Here is an 18,110-nt window from a genome sequence, read left to right as displayed (position 1 = left end):
GTCAGGCGATGGTGGATGCGGCGTTGATGAGGGCCTGTATGGCGGCGCGGATGGCGGTGGAGGCACCGGTGTCCGCGGTGAAGAATCCGAACAGGAACACCGCGAGCGCGGCGGCCGGGCCGACGTAGCGGGTGCGGATGAGGACGAACGTGAGGAGCCCGAAGAGGGCGACGGCGGACAGAGTCACGATCACGAGGAGCCCCCTTGGGCAACGGCCGGCGGGCAGCATCCGACCCCGGGTGCTGCCCGCCGATGGCTTGTCGTCTGACTTGTCGTGTGGCTTGTCGCTTGTCTTGTCGCCTTGCTTGTCTTGTCGCTTGTCGCCTTGCAGGTCACAAGCCGTTTCCGACCCCCACGACACCCCGAGAGGGGGGTGTGCGTGCGGGACGGGTGACAAGCGACAAGCACTAGTCGCCCGAGGGCGGCTCGGGGGCGTGGTCGCGGTGGACGTAGCGGGCTTTGGTGCCTTCCCCGACCCGCACCGCGGTGCCCTCGTCGGCCCACGTCTTGAGCCAGCCCACGACCGTTTGCCGCGTCGTGCCGTACGCGTCCGCCAGTGCACGAGCGATGGCAGACGCGCCCGTTCCTTCCGGGCCCGCGGCGAGGAGCGCGGCGAGCGCGGCGCGCTGCGCGGGGCTGTCCTGCTCTTGCTCCTTGCGCAGTGCGGACAGGTTCAGCCCCGAGGATGCGGGCGGCGGGGTGTCGGGGTCGGGGGCGGTGGCGAACTGGGCGTCGATCTCCTCGCGGAACCGGCGCAGCAGGTCGTCGTCCCCGCCCGGCGTCCCGGCGCGGTCGGTGCGCAGTGCGGACAGGTTCAGCCCACCCCCGGCACCGGGGGCCGACTGCTCGGTGCCGGTCGCTTCCGGGGTGACGTCACGCATCCACGCCGTGCGCTCCGCGTCCCACCGCCGCGCGTAGTCGGCGCCCGCGGCATTCGCGGACACCGCGTCCAGACGCGGGTGCCGGTCGCTGGTGGCGACGGTGATGTCCCGGATCTGGGAGGGCTTGATCCGCCACGCCTTGAACAGCGCGCCCGGCGACTCCGGGGTGCCCATGAAGCCAGCACCCTTGAACGATGCCTGATCCACCCGCAGCCCGCGCCGACCGGGGAACATCTTGGAGAGATCCATGCCCTCGGTCTCGCCACCGGTCAAAGCAACGCGGACCTTGGCCTCACGGCGGATGAGGAGGTTGCCCAGCACGCTGCCGGTCGCCCCGAGCGCGGTGATGATCGTGCGTCCGCCCATCGAGCGGTGCATGCGGATGAACTCATAGATCCGCTTGGCGAGTTCCTTCATCCGCCGGTCGGTGCTGACCAGGATCTCCGCGCCCTCGTCGATGACCAGCATGATCTGGGGAATCTTCGCGCTCACCGGCAGGAGATCGGTGTCGTGCTTGGCCATCAGCTCCTGATACGCGCGCTTGCGGTGCAGACCGACCGCGATCGCCGCGTCCAGCAGCTTCAGCGCCTCCTCGTAGGTGCCGGCGAGCCAGTCCACGCCGGGCCGCACCGGATTCCCGTCCGCCTGCTTGAGTTCGCCACTCAGGGCGGGGCGCACCCAGGGCAGGCCGGCGGATCCGGCGTTCAGGTCGATCACCCACGTGAGGACGTCTTCGGCGCGGGCGAGTCCGGCCAGGATCGTGTGCAGCATGTTCGTCTTGCCCGATCCGGTCGGCCCGACGACCAGCGCGCACTGCTCGCGCAGGTAGGCGAGCACGTCGTCACCGTTGGTGCGGAAACCCCAGGGGATGCCGGTCAGGATCGACAGAGGTGTGTAGTCCTCGGGGTAGGTGCGGGCTTCGGCAAGCACGTTGCGGGTGGTGACGTCCACGATCGCCCGGCCCTGGTGTACGCCGGGGCCGACCGCGGCGGTGCAGCCGTGGGGCAGCTTCGCGTCCGCCGACAGGGCCGCGGCGTACTGGGCGATGCGGTCGTAGGTGGTGCCGCCCTGCGGTTCGAGATCGAGGGAGTAGCCGTTGCCGGTCTCCCACATCTCCACGGCCAGCACGCGCACGGTGATGTTGCAGATCCGGCGGATCCGCTCCACCCACTCCGCGGCGATCTGGCGTCGCTCCGCACTCATCTCCTGCGCGATCTGGCGCCGCTCCGCGGCCAGGGCCTCTTCCTCGCGGGCCTCTTCGTACAGGGCGACGGAGCGGGCCCCGGCGCCCATCCCGACGCCGATCGTGGCGAGGGAGCCGAGGGCGGCCCAGGACAGGGGGCCGGTGGCCATGGCCCAGGTGGTCCACCCGGCGCCGACCAGCCAGGACGCGGCCTTGAACGCGAGGGTGCGGCCCGCGTTGCGGACCTTGAGCCCGGCCACGGTGTGACCGAGGGCGCCGGCACCACCGACGGCGAGCGCCCACAGGGGCGGCATGCCGGTCGCGGCGCCGGTAGTGGCGACGGCGAGGGCTCCGGTGGTCGCGGACAGGGCGCCGGTCACGGGTCCGTGACCGGCACTCCAGTCCAGCACCGGGCCACTGTCCGCCTGCTTCTTCTTGTTCGCGGCAGTGGTGGCACTCATGTCAGACGTTCCAGCCCTTCTCGGCCTCCGGGCCGTTGCGGGGGTCCTCGTGACGGGCGATGTCCTGCTCGTGGGCCTGCCGGAACAGCGGGCCCATGTCCTCGGCGACCGCGACGGCGCTCATCAGGGCGCCGAAGATGTCGTTGAAGCCGTCCGCCACCTCCTTCTCCAGCGGGAACTCGCTGTCCGCGCGCTCGGCGAGGATCTTCATCACGTTCGCGACGCTGGTCAGCGCGGCGGGGAGGCTTTCGACCATGGCGAGGATCTCCATGGCGTCTTCGGGGTCGTAGGCCTGTGCGGCCTGCTCCATCTCGGCGGCGTGCTCTTCGAACTGGAACCCGGACACGTGCTCTCCTTCACTGGTTGACGTGGGTTCGGTGTTGTTCGGGACGGGCCCGGCCGGGCGCTCCACCCGGTCCCCAAGCCCGTCGGTGACGTCCTTGGCGGCCTCCTGCTCTGCCGCGTCCTCCGCGGCGGCCTGCTCCTCACGGATCGCCGCATCGCGCTCGGCGCGCTGCTCGCGGGCCGCGCCGGTCAGCCGTCGGTACAGGCGCCGGCCGGGGTGGACCAGCCAGGGCAGGCCCAACTTCCGACCCAACGGGCTGGCCAGGAACCCGAGGAGACCGATCGGGAGCGCGAGTAGTGCGGCCAGGGCGCGACGCCCGTGGAAGCGCGCTGCAGAGCGGCGCAGGGCCTTCCTCGCGGCCTGCCGGGCGGGCGCCTTGCGCAGGCTCGAACGCCCGCCGGCCACCTTCCGCGCGGTGGCCGCGTCCCGGCGCGCCCGCTGCTTGGCGATGGCCGCCTGCGTCACCGCACGCGCCTTACGGCCCGCACCCCCGAGCATCCGGCCCGCCAGACCACCCGACCGTGCCCGCGCCTTGTGGGGCTTGGGGACGTTGCGGCGAGCGTCGGCCACCGCGCGCCGGGCCGCGGAGGTCTGCTCCCGCCTCTGCGCGCGGGACGCTCCGGCCTGCTTCTGCGCCTTCCGCAGCGCCCTGACCTGCCCCACCTTGGACAGCGCACCCGCCGCACCGCCACGACCACCGCTCTTGAGCCCGGCGGGCTTGTTCAGGGAGACCGGAGCACTGTGCTTGGCCGCCCCGGACCGGCCCTGACCAGCCGCGCCACGCCCTAGACCGGAGCCCGGTCCGCGCCGCTTCTGACCGGGGACCTTGCCCGACCCGCCAGCCGTGCGACCGCCGCCTGAACTGGTCCTGCGTCCGGCGGTGTTGAGGCCGCCGGAGCGGTGTCGGGCGGCGTGCTGGCGGGCCGCGGTACGCGCGGCGGCCCGGCGTGCGGCCTGCTTCGGGCGCGGGTTGCGGCTGTGGTAGGACGCGAGGGTGCCGAACACGACCATGCCGGTCGCGGCGACCACCGCGGCGATCGGCCCACCGGCCAGCCCCGCCGCCGCGATCGTGGAGACCGTGGCGTTGGCCCCGGACAGGGCCAGCGGCGCGACCGGCCAACCACCCGGAGCGTCCTCTACCTGGCTGTGCTTCTGCTCATCCGCCTTATCCACAGCCTGTGCAGGAGCTGGGGCGGGCGGGGTGTCGATGGTGGCGAGGGCCACTACCGCTTCCGTACTGATGTCGGTCATGCTGAAGGCACTCCTTCCGGAGTGAAAAGCAGGACCCGAACGAGCTGGTGAGAAGGTGCGTTCGGGTCCTGCGCCTGTATGGGGGATGCGCTGTTCAGACAGGGGGATTTCAGGCGGCGCACTGTTCCTCGGGGGCGGCACAAGAGCCGCACATGCCCAGCGAGGGCGGGACGACGTAGCCGACGTCGCGCCGGCACTCGGGGCAGACGCGGCGGGCGGCGTTGGCCTTGGCCAGAGCCGCCCACCGACCCGGGGTCATCGGACGCACCGGCTTGGCCTGGTCGATGCGGTACAGGTAGGCGACCAGCGGGCCACGCCGGCGCCGCGGGCGTTCGAGCTGGGCGGCGACGTCCTGCCCGCCGGGCCGCAGACCCAGGGCGCGCAGTTGCCGGTAGGTCGCGTAGCCCTCAGGGGCCAGGCGCCAGCGGTAGACGGGCAGGGTCACGACGTGCTCTCGGCGGCCATGAGCGTGGTCCATGCCTCACGCACCCGGTCCTCGGCGCCCTTGAAGCCCTGCCCGCGGAACTCTGTCGCGGCCTGCCGATACGACAGCGGCGGGTTCTGCGAGTGCCGCAGGAACCGCAGCACCACGACCAGCTGAGCGTCCGAGAGCGTGGCCCCCGGCTCGGGGACCGTCACACCCGCGACCATCGCCACGTCCGCGAGCGTCACGGCCGGGAGACGAATCTCCTCATCCCGTGACGGCTCGGTGTCCTCGGCGGGCGGTTCGACGTCCGGCGTCACAGTGGCGTCACGCCCGTCGTCACACTCACTGTGCGGGCCGGGCGGCAGGGCGTTGAACTGCGTGTCTTCCGCGTCCCGGGCGGTGTCCGAGGGGGGCAGGGCCGGGGCAGTCGCGGAGGCGGATTCCAGGGGCGTGACGGTCGGCGTCACGGGCGTGCCGAACATGGCGGCCAGCGCGGCATCCGCGCCCTCGGTGACGCGCTCGCGCTGCACGTCCACCAGCCGTGCCCCGAGCGTGACGTCACCGACGCCGACCTTCTCCGCGAGCTTCCAGGACTCCCGCTCCGACTCGGCCTGCACCTTGGCGTCGGGGTGGTTGGCGGCACGGGCCCGGTGATAGGCGAGAGCCTGAACAAGCTCAGCCGTTTTGCGCTCGGCCTCCGGATCGCGGCCATCGCGGTGGACGACGATGCGGCGCGCGAGGAACGCGGCCCCCTCGGCGGACACGGACATGCCCATCGGGGTCAGCGCGTAGATGACCACGCGGCTCGCATCCGGGGCGGCCATCGCCGACATCGCCGACGCTGCGGCCGGCAGGGCCCACAGTCCGGCGCGCACGGGCCACGGGGACGCCTGGCCCAGCATCGTCAGACCGAGCAGGACCAGTGCGAGTACCGCGGTGGCGCCCTCGCCGGCCGCGACCGCACCGGCCGCGGTGCCCTTGCCGTACATGTGGCTGATGTTGGAGAACGTGCCGATCGCACCGAACCCGCCGGTCGCGACCATCGGCACGAACGCCGCGGTCAACACGAGCGCTTGGCCTCGGGTCAGCTTGCGCGGCGACGTCGTCACGGGAGTGCCGGTCATGCGGCTTCCCCCGTCCCGAGCCGGTTGGCGACCGTGCGGCGGGCGGCCAAGACCTTGTTCGCGGCCCGGCGCAGACGACGCTGATCCAGCTCCGACGCCGGCCGGTCCAACAGGCTGATCTGGACGTCCAGCAAGTCCATCTCCGCATCGATCAGCGGACGCTCCAACTCGATGGCGTGAAGGTCCCGCCAGGACGGTTCCGCGTCGGGCAGGCCATCGGTAACGGCCTCCTGAACAGCAACGATGAGCTTCATGGGTCGTGTCTCCCTAGCAGTAGGTACGGCCCGAACAGCGGCTCCCGGGAGGCACCCCGGGAGCCGCCCGCCGTACGGGACAGGTCCTCTCGCGAAACACGAGCGACCGCGGCTCCCCGGCACCTCACACCGCCTACGGCAGAGATGTCGGGGACCGTGAGCACTGGTGCTCAGACAGGGCGTCGAACGCCCCGCGAAGGTTCTGCGGATGTCACATCACGCAATGCCAGTCACCACCCCGAAAGGCGGATCCGGGCAGGTCACCCGGCCCGACATGGACGGTCGGGGTGGTGACCCGCACCCATCGACCACACGTGTTCATGCGGCTGGGTCGGCACTCTGTTGAGTTCTTCGCAGCGCTGGTTCCGGGCCCTGCATCCGGGCGCTGTTTATGCAGGTCAAATGACCCTGAAGGCGAAGCGACCTAGGTCGCTTGCCGTTGATGTGAAAGCTACCTAGGTCGCTTTGATGCGTCAAGCGGTCTGGCGACCTGATTGCAAACGACCTAGGTCAAGTACGCTTTCGGGGTGGACTCACAGCCGAAGAGGAAGCTCAACGCCCGCGAAATTGCAGCCAGGGTCCGAGACGAGATCGCCGCAGGGACGTTCGGCCCTGGGGACCGCCTCCCTGGCGCTCGGGCCTACGCCAAGAAGCTCGGTGTAGCCCTGATGACCGTGCAGAACGCCTATGCGCAACTCCAGGAAGAGGGGTTGGTCGAAGGGCGCACGGGGAGCGGCACCTACGTCCGCGACCCCGCTCCCGGCGAGCAGGCGCCCCGTGAGGCCGCACAGCGCCTGACCGAGCTGCAAGCTGAGGTCGCGCGCGTCTCGACCGAACTGGCTGGCCTTGTCGAGCGCGTCAAACAGCTTGAAGCGGTCGTGGGTCCCGCCAAGGAGGGGCCCGACGCTTAGCGTCTCTCGCGGTGTGTTCGCCATCATGCTCATAGCGTGTCCTGGCGAGGGCTCCGTGAGTACGCACTCTTGCCGCCGCCGCACCGAACTAATCCGAACTTTGGCTGCTTAGCCGGGTGTTGGCGGCCCGTCAGGGGCTGTAAGACTGGCCCCATGGCAGAACTGAACGGGAAACCCGTCACCCTGGACGAACTCCAGAGCCTTGCCCTCACGAACTACGGCCACTTCACCTCCATGCGCATGGAGGACGGCACCATTCGTGGTCTGTCGCTTCACCTCGATCGGCTGGTGCGGGACTGCCGCATCGTCTTCGGGGTGGAGTTGGACCGCGAACGGACGCTGAGCTACATCCGTAAGGCAGCGCAGGGCGTCACCGGGATTGCCGGTCTCCGAGTCACAGTCTTCGACCCTGGGATCGACATGGGGCGTCCCAGTGACGCCAAGGACCCCCATATTCTCGTGAACTTGCGGCCGGCGGGCGCCATGCCCCCGCCCCCGCTCACCGCCAAGTCCTACACCTTCACGCGGGACAGTGCGGCGGTGAAGCACATCGGTCTTCACTCGCAGCTCCGGATTCGGCGCGATGCGCAGCTCGCCGGTTTCGACGATGCGGTGTTCGTCGAACCGGACGGTCGCGTCTCTGAGGGCGGCACGTGGAACCTGGGCTTCGTCGACCAGGACGGGACGGTCATTTGGCCGGACGCCCCTGTCCTCCCCGGTACGACGATGCTCCTTCTCCAGAGCTTGGACGCTCCCAAGCAGGTCACAGCCCCGGTACAGCTCGCCGACCTTCCCAACATGGCCGCCGCTTTTGCCACGAACACAACGATCGGCGTGCGCTCCGTGAGCGCGATCGACGACGTGCAGTTCCCGCAGGATCACCCCGTGCTCGAAGCGCTGCGCGTCGGCTACGTCGGGATTCCCGGCGACCGACTGTAAGTGCGATCCGCCGGCCCTTCGGACGGCGATTCACGACAGAGGTAGCCCATGCCACTCGTTACGAAATGGACCGGCCGTGAAGTTAAGGCACTGCGTGAAGCCGTACGGATGAGTCTCATGGAGTTCGCCGAGAAACTCGGCGTGTCCGACCGCATCGTGTCGCGGTGGGAAGGGGACGGCGAGCAAGCCACCCTGCGCATGGTGAACCAAGCGGCCTTGGACACTCTGCTCGCCAAGGCCGACCAGGACGCCCAGGGCCGCTTCGTCGGCATCCTCGCGGCGGACGACGTACCCACCCGAGCCGTCATCGAGCCCGATGAAGACCAGACGAGCAGCGGCGAGTACGTGAAGCATCCGGGTGACGGAAAGCTCATGGCGCACGTGCCGGAAGGGATCTTCCTATCCGGAGAGGACGACGATCCGGTGTGGGTGGATGAATTCCACATCGACACCTTCCCGACCACGAACGCCGACTACGCGCGATTCTGTGCTGCCACTAGGCACCCAGTGCCCGAGTACTGGGAGAACGGCCGTTGTCCGCGTGAACTGTACGACCACCCCGTTGTGCACGTGACGTGGCGAGACGCGAACGCGTACGCGACTTGGGCGGGGAAGTCACTGCCCACAGCAGACCAGTGGGAGAAAGCTGCGCGCGGAACCACTGGCCGCACCTTCCCGTGGGGTGACCAGAAGACTGCTGCCAAGTGCAATGTCAGAGAGACCGGAGTGGAGCGCACGACGTCCGTGTCGCGGTACCACAGCGGTGTCTCGCCCTACGGGGTCTACGACATGGTGGGCAACGTGTGGGAGTGGCTTGCCACGCCGACCACGCCAGGGCGGTACGAACTCCGCGGCAGCGCCTTCACGAGCCCTCTCTTTCGGGGTGTGCCGTCCGTTCCCAATGACGCGAACGACATGATGCACGACGACGACACAGGGTTCCGGTGCGTGGCGTCGCCGGAGCAGATGACACCCGGCAAGAGGTGACGGCATGGGCCCCGTTTTCGGGGCCCATGGCCATGTGTGGGCCAGAGGGTCCCTTACCGGTACCGAAAAGGCCGGTCACCACGGCTTTAGTTCTGCATGCTTGACGCTTGCCTATCGGTCAATTGGCTCGCCAGACAAGACTTGCCAAGCACGCCTGTAATCCTCGCCAGACATCGCGGCTCCTGCCGGCCGATGACTCTCCCAGTCAGAAGCAGGTAGTGAGCTCAAGAACTCGCGAGCTTGACCCGCGTTGGGGACCACATCCGATCGCGAGAGTAGTGATGAACCGAGTGATTCTGCGACTGAGCGCGGAGCTGAGGCCATTCTCATGATGACCCCGCCCTCAGTGGAAACACCGTGATACAGCATGGCGCCCAGCAGATTCACCTGCCGGGCATCATCTGGAGCCATCTCATCGAAATTAAGTCCGGAAGTCGGCATCTTGCTTAGTGCAGAGAGGCCCCAGGTTCCAGCCGTGGCTAGGTTCTTGTAGATCAACTTACAAGCTTCTGACAGAGACTTCGTCACAGCGTCCGAGCCAGTTTTCTGGAAGTAGCGTTCGGCGATCTCTTTAATTGAGACGCCATTTACCCAGTCAGCAGCGATCTCTGCCGCCCTAGTCCCCCCGTCTGCCCTTCCTGGGGCTAGGGCTTCAATATCATCCTTAACTTGATCCACTTTCATGAGTACGCCCATGAGCTCTGGCAGTGAACTATCGGGCCCATTTCTAAAGAGGCTCTGCGGTTTCCAATCCTCAAGGGAAAGTCCGCCATCAATTCTTCTAAGCTCAATCGCTGCCGAGCGAACTGATTCCGGTGCGAAGCCAGTACTATCGGCTAGGCGTGCATTCTCGGGATGCTCTGACAGTGACTCCGCATAGGTCCTCGTAGCCTTGAGGAGAGCGCGCCCTTGCTGTTGTTCGACTGTTCCGCCTTCGGACAATGAGGTGTAACCGAACGTGTTACGCAAGAGCAGTTCAGCTTTGGAGAGAACTTCATCTAGGGATGCGCTCTGATTATATAGATGAGCCACGTAGCTGCGAAAGTCAGCCCACTGCTCAGAATAGATCATATTGTCGAGCTGGAGGAGGAGACCGTTGGCTGACAGATCCTTCAGCAGCGTCACCAGTCGCGAGGCAAGAGAACCGGCTGCGTGTTGTACATAGCGAGAGAGATCTAGTTCGTCTGCACCGTTGTCCCGACAGGCAAGGCCGACCACTCCGATGCTGTCGTGGTCCACTCGCCCAGCTCGACCAACCAGGTTCCAGAAACTGCGCATGGGCATTTCTTCCTGGTGATCTTTATACGGGATCTGCCTATTGGCAATGAACAGCGATGAGACCGGGAAATTCAAGCCTTGCGCAATTCCCGTTGTGGCGACAAGAATCTTGAGCTCGCCTGTCTCCGCCAGCCATTCCATCATGCTGCGAGCCTCATCGGACAGGCCGGCATGGTGGACACCGATTCCCGATTTCAGCAAACCGATCAACTCGAAATCTGGGCTGACTTCGGTCGCTAGGAAGCGCTGTACCAATGCGACATTTTCCGAGACTTCCTGTTCTGTGAAGCTCTCGCTCAAAGTCCGCGCAATGGACCAAGCGTTCGGAATGGTGCTCGCCATAACAATGCTCGTGCCTCGCGCGCACATTGCCCGTGCCGCAGCCGCAGCAATTAGCCCGAGATTACTCTTGACCTTTGAATGTGTGAGATCGAGTGGCGCGGAACTACCAATCTGCATAAGCTGGTCAACGACGAGCGTGTCGGCACTTGTTAGGAGAGTCTTGTAATTTAGCGTCCAGGCTCTACGGTTCGACCCTGGTGGATCGGCAACTTTGACGAGTCCGATCATTCTGTCATTTGGCTGCCAAGCTGTAGCGCCAAGGCTAATGCTCTTGCCACTCTCTGGAGATAGCCACCTAGCCAGGTCGTCAGCATTGGGGACATATGGCATGAGGAGTAGAAAGTTGGCGCTAGGGCAATCCTGCTTCACTGTTGCAAGAAGCAACTCGATTCTTACGCCGCGCGTCTTGTCTTCGATGTTCTGAGCCTCGTCGAGGATCAGCAGAGAGAGCGGCCGGTGTACTGATGAATTCCTAATTAGCAAGTGCAGTTTTTCTGGCGTGGCGACCAAAACGTCGAAGGGCGCGCTCGTGTCGCTGACCATTCGCTGTTCTATGTCGTCGAGTTCCACAGCGGCGGATAGCTGCTCGACACGCAGATTGAGTGGTCCTAGATCCTTGCGCAGCCGACGCGTAATTTGTGAAACAAGCGCACGTGTGGGGGCTACGTAAGCGACCCAGCCTCGATCCAGATGGAATTGCCCGAGTGCCTGCACGATTTTAAATTCCGCGAGGACTGTCTTTCCGGCACTTGTTGGTAGATCAACAACTACAGCAGTGGAAGCCTGATCCAATAGGCCCTGCTCCAGGAGAGCGGATCGCTGCGGTGGAAGGAATTCGAAAAGCGAATTCCTAGTCTTTTCTTCGACCAGTTTCCGAGTCTCTCCACCAGCGGCAGCGAGTGCCCAGAGGGACCCTGCTGTCATGCGAGTTGCCAACAGGTGTAGCCATCGAAGTGTGACCTCAGATGGGGCATCGAGGGCTGTCTCGGCCGCTTCAATAGCCCTCTCGAAGTGGTAGTCCAGTTCTGCGCGGATAGAAACTGGAGTACCCTGCATGAGATACTGCGCCAAGAGCTCACTGGAACGCGCCCAGTGGTACAGGGAGATGAGGCGCCATGCCTTCGGTTTTGCGGTTCCATCTCCATGGGCGGCCGCTAGGTAGCTTTCTTCATTTTCGCTTTGAAGCTCCCGAAGGCGTACTACAGACTGGCAGACAGCAGTTAGATCCGCCCATCCTTCTTTTCGCAGCAGCCTGATCCAGATCTCAGCTAGGGTGCGGAGAATTTCTCCTTCCCAGTCTTCAGTGACCCCGGGCAATTGCTCTGGATTTACGTCCCGGTCACGGAGCCAAGCTCGGAATTCCGCCCAGCGATCTGCGGTGTAGGCAAGCGACCCTAGCTGAAGGATTTGATAGGTAAAATCTCGAAGATCTGTATCTTCGAGTGGCAGGGATCGCCGGAGCTCGAAAGCCTTGTAAGCGGCAGCCTCGGAAATCTTGGCCTGCTCGTCTGTTACGCCCCGCTGGACACGAAACAGACTCGGGATTCCCTCTGCCGCAACCATCTCGTATGCCAAGGCGGCGCGACGGACAATCTCGTCTTCGCTTTCCGCGACCTGGGCGCCGTGAATGAAGGAGCCCACGTTCCGTTCTACGTATAGGCGCGAAGCAAGAGAAGTCGCCGTGCGGATCCGGTCGGGCCCCAGGGCCGCGACCGCCCAGTGTTCGGACAGCTTGTCAATCGCTGCCTTGCTTACCGTCATGGCGAGGTCTCCCATGTGACTTGAGCGCCTGCCAGAACATCCATACCTTGTGGAGTCACATAAATAGCCGCAAGAGTGATCTTAGTATTACTTGGACAGTCCATTGCAAGAGATCTCGCTCGGGCGCGGAGGTCGGCAACGTTTGGACTAACTGTGCGAACCAGTGTCCCGTATAGACGAATGTCTGTTGGGTCGGCAAAGTATCTTACCATGGACTTTTGGAAAGTCTGAAACCATGCTTTGCCCTGTGCGTGCATGCTCAGATATTTAATCGCCCAAAGCTTCCGATTGTCTCCGGAGCGCAGGCCTTCCAGTTGCCCCTTCATGCCGTGTCGACCCTGCATCAAATCTGGAGGGCTTTTCTCCTGCTTACTCGTTTTAACTTCGGCTAGAGCGAGAGCCGTCTCGCCAGACTCTCTTATTTCGAACCCGATCAAATCAACGCCACCCGAGCTTGTGCCCGGATTTTTTAGATCGCGGCCCGATGGCCAAGGGAAGAAGCAGAAGCATTGAGATGTCAAATGGTATTCGGCTAGAGCTTCCCCAACTCGCCACGCTTCGGATTCGCTCTCTGAATTTAGGACTTCTTCCAGTCGAGTCCTGTCAAACTCTGTCCGGGTGATCGACTCAAGCGACTTGCGGACTTCCTCGACACCCTTCGAGTCAGCAAGCAGCCCTTGAATTGTGGGAGCCGCATTCAGGGCTTCGCTGTCGGACACCGCGTACCCCGTCGCGGGCAGTACCGTCTGATCGACGGTGTACACCTCGGTCCAGTCCATGCGTGCCGTCCTCCCCCAGCGGGCCCCCCAGCCCGTCCCCAACACGAGGACTCCATGGTGGCGGGTGTCGACGTTGGCGTCCAGATCGCCGTTCACGGACTACTTGTCGGGACTTTGTCGGGTTGACCTGTGCGGCAGCAGTCTCCAATCTGACTCCTACTGCGGGGCGTTACCTCCGTAGCGGCCAGCAGGGGCCTTCAATGGGACTGAGCGGTCTCGGCCGGCTGAGTACCGGCACGGCGTCTGCGGTCCGGGATGCCATGGGCCATCTGTGGGCCAGGGTGGTTGGCAAGACGGGAAGTTGTGACAAACAGGCAGGTCAGAGCCCTGTGCCCTTGTGCAACACGACGCTCTTGAAAACCGTCGTGGCGCGAGTCACCGTGGGTTCAAATCCCACACCCACCGCGGATGTTGCAAAGGGGCGCCCTCCTCAGGGGGCGCCCCTTTCACGTGCTGCGTCGGCTTCCCGCCGTCACGGTCGGTGTCCCGTCATCCGTGCTGCCGAGGCGATCGTCGCGCGGGCCTCGCGTTCGGACAGGCCGGTGTGGCGGGCGGCCTCGGTCAGGGGGTCGGCCAGGGCGGGGCCGATGCCGTTCTCGTAGGCGCGGCAGGCCGCCCAGAAGAGGCGGGTGTTGCGCTGGCCCTCGTGCGCGGAGAGGACGAACTGGACCAGGCCGCGGCCGTGGTCGCCGGGGACCGCAGGATGCGGATCCGGGGGCCGGGGTGGCGGCACCAGCAGGCGCAGCAGGGACGGCGGACAGGGGGCGGGCGTCAGGTGCGCGGTGCCGGGGGCGGTCGTGTACACGCCGTGGTCGGTGCGGGAGCCGGGGCCGACGAGGTAGCCGCCGGCGCCGCGGATGTCGATGCCGGGGGCGAGACGCCCGGCGGAGTTCGGTACGACGACGTCCGGCGGGCCGGTGAGCCACAGGTGACGCCCGCCGCTCGGGGTGCGGACGACGACCGTCTCCGGAATGGTGAACAGATGGCGCAGGGCCAGTTCGCGCAGTGCGGTCGAGGAGTTCGTGCCGGACTTGGTGTCCAGGTCGACGCCGATCAGGTGGTACGGCGGCAACCCGCAGGCGATGCCGTAGCCGGTGGCCCAGGGCGCGGCGGCGAACAGCTCGCGGATGCGGACGGGGTCGGTCGAGGCGTCGTACACGCCGTGGCCGAGGCGCCCGCACTCGCCGTGGCAGCGGGGTCCGGCCGGGTCGGGGTCGTCGCGGTGGGGGGAGCGCAGAGCCGGGAGCTTCGTCCGGGACAGGGGGATGACGGCCAGTCCGCGTTCGGCGGCTGACAGAGCGTGTGCGAGGGCCAGCGTCGTGGCCTGCCGGTCGGTGTAGGCCATGCCTTCATGTTCGTACGTACGTTCGAAAAAGGGAAGGGGGCCGGTGGCGGCGCGCCGGGGCGGGGGCGATTGGCCGGATATGTGGCGGAACGATTCATCACTTGTGTCACTTGGTGAGGGAAAGCACCGCCTGATCCCTCATGGGAGGTGAAGTGACGAAAGAGGGCGATAGGGGTTTATCGACTTGTCATCACGCTTGCGTGCGAATCAGATCTTCCGGGGTGGTTCGCGGGGGATCCGGTGGGCAACTCTGATCTCGCGACGTCGTCCACGACAGTCAGAGCGGTCGGCCAACTGCCCTGACGCAAGGCGTACTTCACGTACTTCCGGCCCTAGGGCCGCAGAGTTCTCGGTTCTGGAGGAACAACATGGCAAGCATCCGTACCGCCCGCGTTCTCGCCGCAGTCGCCGCGCTCCCGCTCGCAGTCGCCCTGTTCAGCGGCGTCGCGGCCGCCGACAACGGCTCCTTCGCGGACAACGGATCGAGCGCCAACACCGGTGTGGCGGGCATCATCGGCAGCGGAGTCGGCCACAACAACAACGGCAACTCGTCGACCACGCAGCAGAACGCGGTCGGCAACGGTGCCTCGAACCAGAGCAATACCGCCCAGGTCAACGGCTCCGTCTGGACGGCCGTCCAGCAGGGCAACGAGAACGTGGCCATCCACTTCACCCGCCTGTGGTGAGCCTCGGGCGAGGTCCCTCCCGGTAAGGGGCCTCGTGGGGTGTGCTTCGGGGTCGTAACACGTCCGCGCGGCGGTACTTCGGTGCCGCCGCGCAGGCGTTTTCCCGCGCCCGTTCCGCGCCGGCCGCGACCTTGGCGCCCGCCGCGACCTTGACACCCCACAGAATCTGACGGACAGTCAGAAACGATGTGGCTCGGGATGACGAGGGGGCGGCGATGAGCACGGCGGAGAGGGATCACGACCCGCTCGGCGCGCGGCTCAAGGCGTACGAGGGGCGGCCGGCCGCCGTCGCCGGGAAGGGCAAGGACCCGGTGAACGCGCCGATGATCCGGCACTGGTGCGAGGCCATGGGCGACACCAACCCGGCCTACTCCGGGCCGGACGCCATCGCCCCGCCCACCATGCTGCAGGCCTGGACGATGGGGGGCCTGTCGGGGCACGAGGGCCGCACGGGTGCCTACGACGAACTGCTGTCCCTCCTCGACTCCTCGGGCTGTACGGCCGTGGTGGCCACCGACTGCGAGCAGGAGTATCCACGGCCCCTGCGCCCGGGTGACCAGGTCACCTTCGACTCGGTGATCGAGTCGGTCTCCGACCGCAAGACGACAAAGCTGGGCACCGGCTACTTCGTCACGACCCGCACGGACATCCGCGTCGACGGCGATCTCGTGGGCACCCACCGCTTCCGCATCCTCAAGTACGCCCCGGCCCACCGGAAACCCCCGGCCCCCCGTCCCCGCCCGGTGGTCAACCGGGACAACGCCGGGTTCTGGCAGGGCGTGGCCGATCACAAACTCCTCATCCAGCGCTGCGCGGACTGCGGCACCCTGCGCCACCCCTGGCTGCCGGGCTGCAACGCGTGCGGCTGCCTGGACTGGGACACGGTCGAAGCGAGCGGCGCGGGGACGGTCCACTCGTACGTGGTGATGCACCACCCGCCCTTCCCGGCCTTTGATCCTCCCTACGCGGTCGGCCTCATCGAACTCGCCGAGGGCGTGCGGATGGTGAGCAATGTGATCGGGGTGCCGTACGACAAGGTGCGCATCGGGTTGCCCGTCCAGGTGGAGTTCCGCACCTACGAGGACGCGGAGGGCGCGCAGGTCCTCCCGGTCTTCCGGGTCGTCGACGGCCACGGCGAGGGCGGGGCCTGACATGGACTGCACGCCCACCGAGGCCCAGGCCGAGGCCCGTGACCCGGCCGCGCGGATCTTCGGCGACCTCCCACCCACGAACGCCTCAAGGAGGCGAGGCAGAGGGTGGTGCACACCGGTCGGCATCCGCACGGCGGGGCGGGAGCCGATCTCGACCATCCGGTGCACCGGCGCTTCCTGTGGGGCAGACAGCTGGACGCCCATCTGGGCTGTGAGGCCGAACTGCTCCAAGAACTGGGGGAGTTGATTGCGAGTGGGGAGTGAGCCATGAGGACGGCGCCGACGACGGCACTGACGGCGGGCGCCGAGCTGCCCCCGCTGGAGATCCCGGTCACGCGGACGCTGATCGTGGCGGGGGCGATCGCGTCGCGGGACTACCAGGACGTGCACCACGACGCCGAGTCGGCCAGGCAGAAGGGCTCACCGGACGTCTTCATGAACATCCTGACGACGAACGGCCTGGTCGGCAGATACATCACGGACCACTTCGGCCCGACGGTGACGCTCCGCAAAGTCGCCATCAGGCTCGGGGCGCCCAACTATCCGGGAGACACGATGGTGCTGACCGGCACGATCGAGGCGGTCGACGGCGACACCGCCACCGTACGGGTCGTCGGCGCCAACGCCCTCGGCAGACATGTCACGGGCACGGTGACGATCACGGTCCCGACGGACCCGGACCCGGACCCGGACGTGGAGGCCCGCTCATGAGTGGCCGGAGCGTCCGGGCCCGCGACACCCTGGCCGGCCGCGCCGCGATCGCCGGGATCGGGGCCACCGAGTTCTCCAAGGACTCCGGGCGCAGCGAGCTGCGGCTGGCCGTGGAGGCGGTGCGGGCCGCGCTGGACGACGCGGGGCTGTCTCCGGCGGACGTGGACGGAATGGTGACGTTCACCATGGACACCAGCCCGGAGATCACGGTGGCCCAGGCCTGTGGGATGGGCGAGCTGTCCTTCTTCTCCCGGGTGCACTACGGCGGCGGTGCGGCCTGCGCGACCGTGCTCCAGGCGGCGCTCGCGGTGGCGACGGGCGTGGCGGATGTCGTGGTCTGCTACCGCGCCTTCAACGAACGCTCGGGCCGGAGGTTCGGTGCCGGAGTGCAGCGCCGGGAGCCGTCGGCGGAGGGTGCGGCGCTCGGCTGGGTGCTGCCGTTCGGGCTGCTCACCCCGGCCTCCTGGGTGGCGATGGCGGCCCAGCGGTATCTGCACGCGTACGGGCTGACGCCGGAGGTGTTCGGGCATGTGGCCGTGATGGACCGCACGTACGCGGCGACCAACCCGGCGGCGTACTTCCACGGCCGCCCGATCACGCTCGCGGACCACGCGACGTCCCGCTGGATCGTGGAGCCGCTGCGGCTGCTGGACTGCTGCCAGGAGACCGACGGCGGTCAGGCGCTGGTCGTCACGTCGGTGGAGCGGGCCCGGGACCTGCCGCATTCCCCGGCTGTGATCGCGGCGGCCGCCCAGGGCGCCGGCCGGGCGCAGGAGCAGATGACCAGCTTCTACCGGGACGATCTGACCGGCCTGCCGGAGATGGGCGCGGTGGCCGGCCGGTTGTGGCGGTCGTCCGGACTCGGCCCGGCCGACATCGATGTGGGGATTCTCTACGACCACTTCACCCCGTTCGTGCTGATGCAACTGGAGGAGTTCGGGTTCTGCGGAAGGGGGGAGGCGGCGGACTTCGTGGCCGAGGAGCGGCTGCCGCTCAACACCCACGGGGGCCAGCTCGGGGAGGCCTATCTGCACGGGATGAACGGCATGGCGGAGGCGGTGCGCCAGCTGCGGGGCACGGCGGTCAACCAGATACCGGGCGTGAGACGGACCCTGGTGACGGCCGGCACCGGGGTGCCCACCTCGGGGCTGGTCCTGACGGCCGACGACTGACCGACGGGCGGCTGCCCCAGTCCTGTGACGGGCGGCTGCCCCAGTCCTGTGACGGGCGGCTGCCCCAGTCCTGTGACGGGCGGCTGCCCCAGTCCTGTGACGGGCGGCTGCCCCAGTCCTG

General features: G+C 66.9%; 16 protein-coding genes and 1 pseudogene. 8 read left to right on the top strand and 9 right to left on the bottom strand.

The genetic code is table 11. From position 1 onward, the window contains the following. Position 1: 1 nt before the first annotated feature. From ACFYOH_RS08750 to ACFYOH_RS08725, 6 genes are all read right to left on the bottom strand, one after another. Positions 2–193, bottom strand: coding sequence for a hypothetical protein (locus tag ACFYOH_RS08750; RefSeq protein ID WP_359401934.1), 192 nt, complete (start codon positions 191–193; stop codon positions 2–4). A 214-nt stretch (positions 194–407) separates the two neighbouring features. Beyond that, entirely contained in the window at positions 408–2,525 is a 2,118-nt protein-coding gene (locus tag ACFYOH_RS08745; RefSeq protein ID WP_388622576.1) for an FtsK/SpoIIIE domain-containing protein, read from the bottom strand. Position 2,526: 1 nt separating this feature from the next. Further along, the gene (locus ACFYOH_RS08740; RefSeq protein ID WP_388622574.1) at positions 2,527–4,122 is read right to left on the bottom strand and encodes a hypothetical protein; all 1,596 of its coding nucleotides are present in this window, start codon (positions 4,120–4,122) and stop codon (positions 2,527–2,529) included. 109 nt (positions 4,123–4,231) lie between these two features. Then, the gene (locus ACFYOH_RS08735; RefSeq protein WP_388622572.1) at positions 4,232–4,600 is read right to left on the bottom strand and encodes an RRQRL motif-containing zinc-binding protein; all 369 of its coding nucleotides are present in this window, start codon (positions 4,598–4,600) and stop codon (positions 4,232–4,234) included. Further along, a complete protein-coding gene (locus ACFYOH_RS08730) occupies positions 4,564–5,673 on the bottom strand; it encodes a hypothetical protein (protein ID WP_388622571.1) in 1,110 nt (369 codons plus the stop codon). Before ACFYOH_RS08730 ends, ACFYOH_RS08735 begins: the two co-directional genes overlap by 37 nt. After that, positions 5,670–5,927 carry a DUF6284 family protein gene (locus ACFYOH_RS08725; RefSeq protein WP_388622569.1) on the bottom strand — a complete coding sequence of 86 codons (258 nt, stop codon included), beginning with the start codon at positions 5,925–5,927 and terminating at the stop codon, positions 5,670–5,672. The genes ACFYOH_RS08730 and ACFYOH_RS08725 overlap by 4 nt, the downstream gene beginning before the upstream one ends. A 527-nt stretch (positions 5,928–6,454) precedes the next feature. Between ACFYOH_RS08725 and ACFYOH_RS08720 the strand changes: the two genes are divergently transcribed. The 3 genes from ACFYOH_RS08720 to ACFYOH_RS08710 all read left to right on the top strand — a co-directional run bounded on the left by ACFYOH_RS08720 (position 6,455) and on the right by ACFYOH_RS08710 (position 8,764). Further along, a complete protein-coding gene (locus ACFYOH_RS08720) occupies positions 6,455–6,838 on the top strand; it encodes a GntR family transcriptional regulator (RefSeq protein ID WP_388622567.1) in 384 nt (127 codons plus the stop codon). Between the two features lie 153 nt (positions 6,839–6,991). Continuing rightward, complete coding sequence (locus ACFYOH_RS08715) at positions 6,992–7,777, top strand: aminotransferase class IV family protein (protein WP_388622565.1); 786 nt, start codon at positions 6,992–6,994, stop codon at positions 7,775–7,777. Between the two features lie 117 nt (positions 7,778–7,894). Then, positions 7,895–8,764, top strand: coding sequence for an SUMF1/EgtB/PvdO family nonheme iron enzyme (locus tag ACFYOH_RS08710; RefSeq protein ID WP_388622563.1), 870 nt, complete (start codon positions 7,895–7,897; stop codon positions 8,762–8,764). A 111-nt stretch (positions 8,765–8,875) separates the two neighbouring features. Here ACFYOH_RS08710 and ACFYOH_RS08705 read toward each other — a convergent pair whose 3' ends face one another. The 3 genes from ACFYOH_RS08705 to ACFYOH_RS08695 all read right to left on the bottom strand — a co-directional run bounded on the left by ACFYOH_RS08705 (position 8,876) and on the right by ACFYOH_RS08695 (position 14,269). Then, positions 8,876–12,145, bottom strand: a complete 3,270-nt coding sequence (locus ACFYOH_RS08705; protein ID WP_388622561.1) for a DEAD/DEAH box helicase — start codon at positions 12,143–12,145, stop codon at positions 8,876–8,878. After that, positions 12,142–12,924, bottom strand: a complete 783-nt coding sequence (locus ACFYOH_RS08700) for a hypothetical protein (RefSeq protein ID WP_388622559.1) — start codon at positions 12,922–12,924, stop codon at positions 12,142–12,144. Before ACFYOH_RS08700 ends, ACFYOH_RS08705 begins: the two co-directional genes overlap by 4 nt. 472 nt (positions 12,925–13,396) lie before the next feature. Beyond that, the gene (locus ACFYOH_RS08695) at positions 13,397–14,269 is read right to left on the bottom strand and encodes a bifunctional DNA primase/polymerase (protein ID WP_388622557.1); all 873 of its coding nucleotides are present in this window, start codon (positions 14,267–14,269) and stop codon (positions 13,397–13,399) included. A 368-nt stretch (positions 14,270–14,637) separates the two neighbouring features. Between ACFYOH_RS08695 and ACFYOH_RS08690 the strand changes: the two genes are divergently transcribed. From ACFYOH_RS08690 to ACFYOH_RS08670, 5 genes and pseudogenes are all read left to right on the top strand, one after another. Further along, positions 14,638–14,955 carry a hypothetical protein gene (locus ACFYOH_RS08690; RefSeq protein ID WP_388622555.1) on the top strand — a complete coding sequence of 106 codons (318 nt, stop codon included), beginning with the start codon at positions 14,638–14,640 and terminating at the stop codon, positions 14,953–14,955. Between the two features lie 215 nt (positions 14,956–15,170). Next, positions 15,171–16,106, top strand: a complete 936-nt coding sequence (locus tag ACFYOH_RS08685; RefSeq protein ID WP_388622553.1) for a bifunctional MaoC family dehydratase N-terminal/OB-fold nucleic acid binding domain-containing protein — start codon at positions 15,171–15,173, stop codon at positions 16,104–16,106. Between the two features lie 90 nt (positions 16,107–16,196). Then, positions 16,197–16,370 (top strand): annotated as a pseudogene (locus ACFYOH_RS08680) (acyl-CoA dehydrogenase); the annotation flags it as partial. Between the two features lie 27 nt (positions 16,371–16,397). Continuing rightward, on the top strand, positions 16,398–16,817 hold the full coding sequence (locus tag ACFYOH_RS08675) for a MaoC family dehydratase (RefSeq protein ID WP_388623825.1): 420 nt from the start codon (positions 16,398–16,400) through the stop codon (positions 16,815–16,817). Continuing rightward, on the top strand, positions 16,814–17,989 hold the full coding sequence (locus ACFYOH_RS08670) for a lipid-transfer protein (RefSeq protein ID WP_388622551.1): 1,176 nt from the start codon (positions 16,814–16,816) through the stop codon (positions 17,987–17,989). The genes ACFYOH_RS08675 and ACFYOH_RS08670 overlap by 4 nt, the downstream gene beginning before the upstream one ends. Positions 17,990–18,110: the final 121 nt, after the last annotated feature.

This window comes from Streptomyces sp. NPDC007856, from assembly GCF_042868225.1.
GTDB lineage: Bacteria > Actinomycetota > Actinomycetes > Streptomycetales > Streptomycetaceae > Streptomyces.
This window is presented reverse-complemented; position numbering and strand designations above follow the sequence as displayed.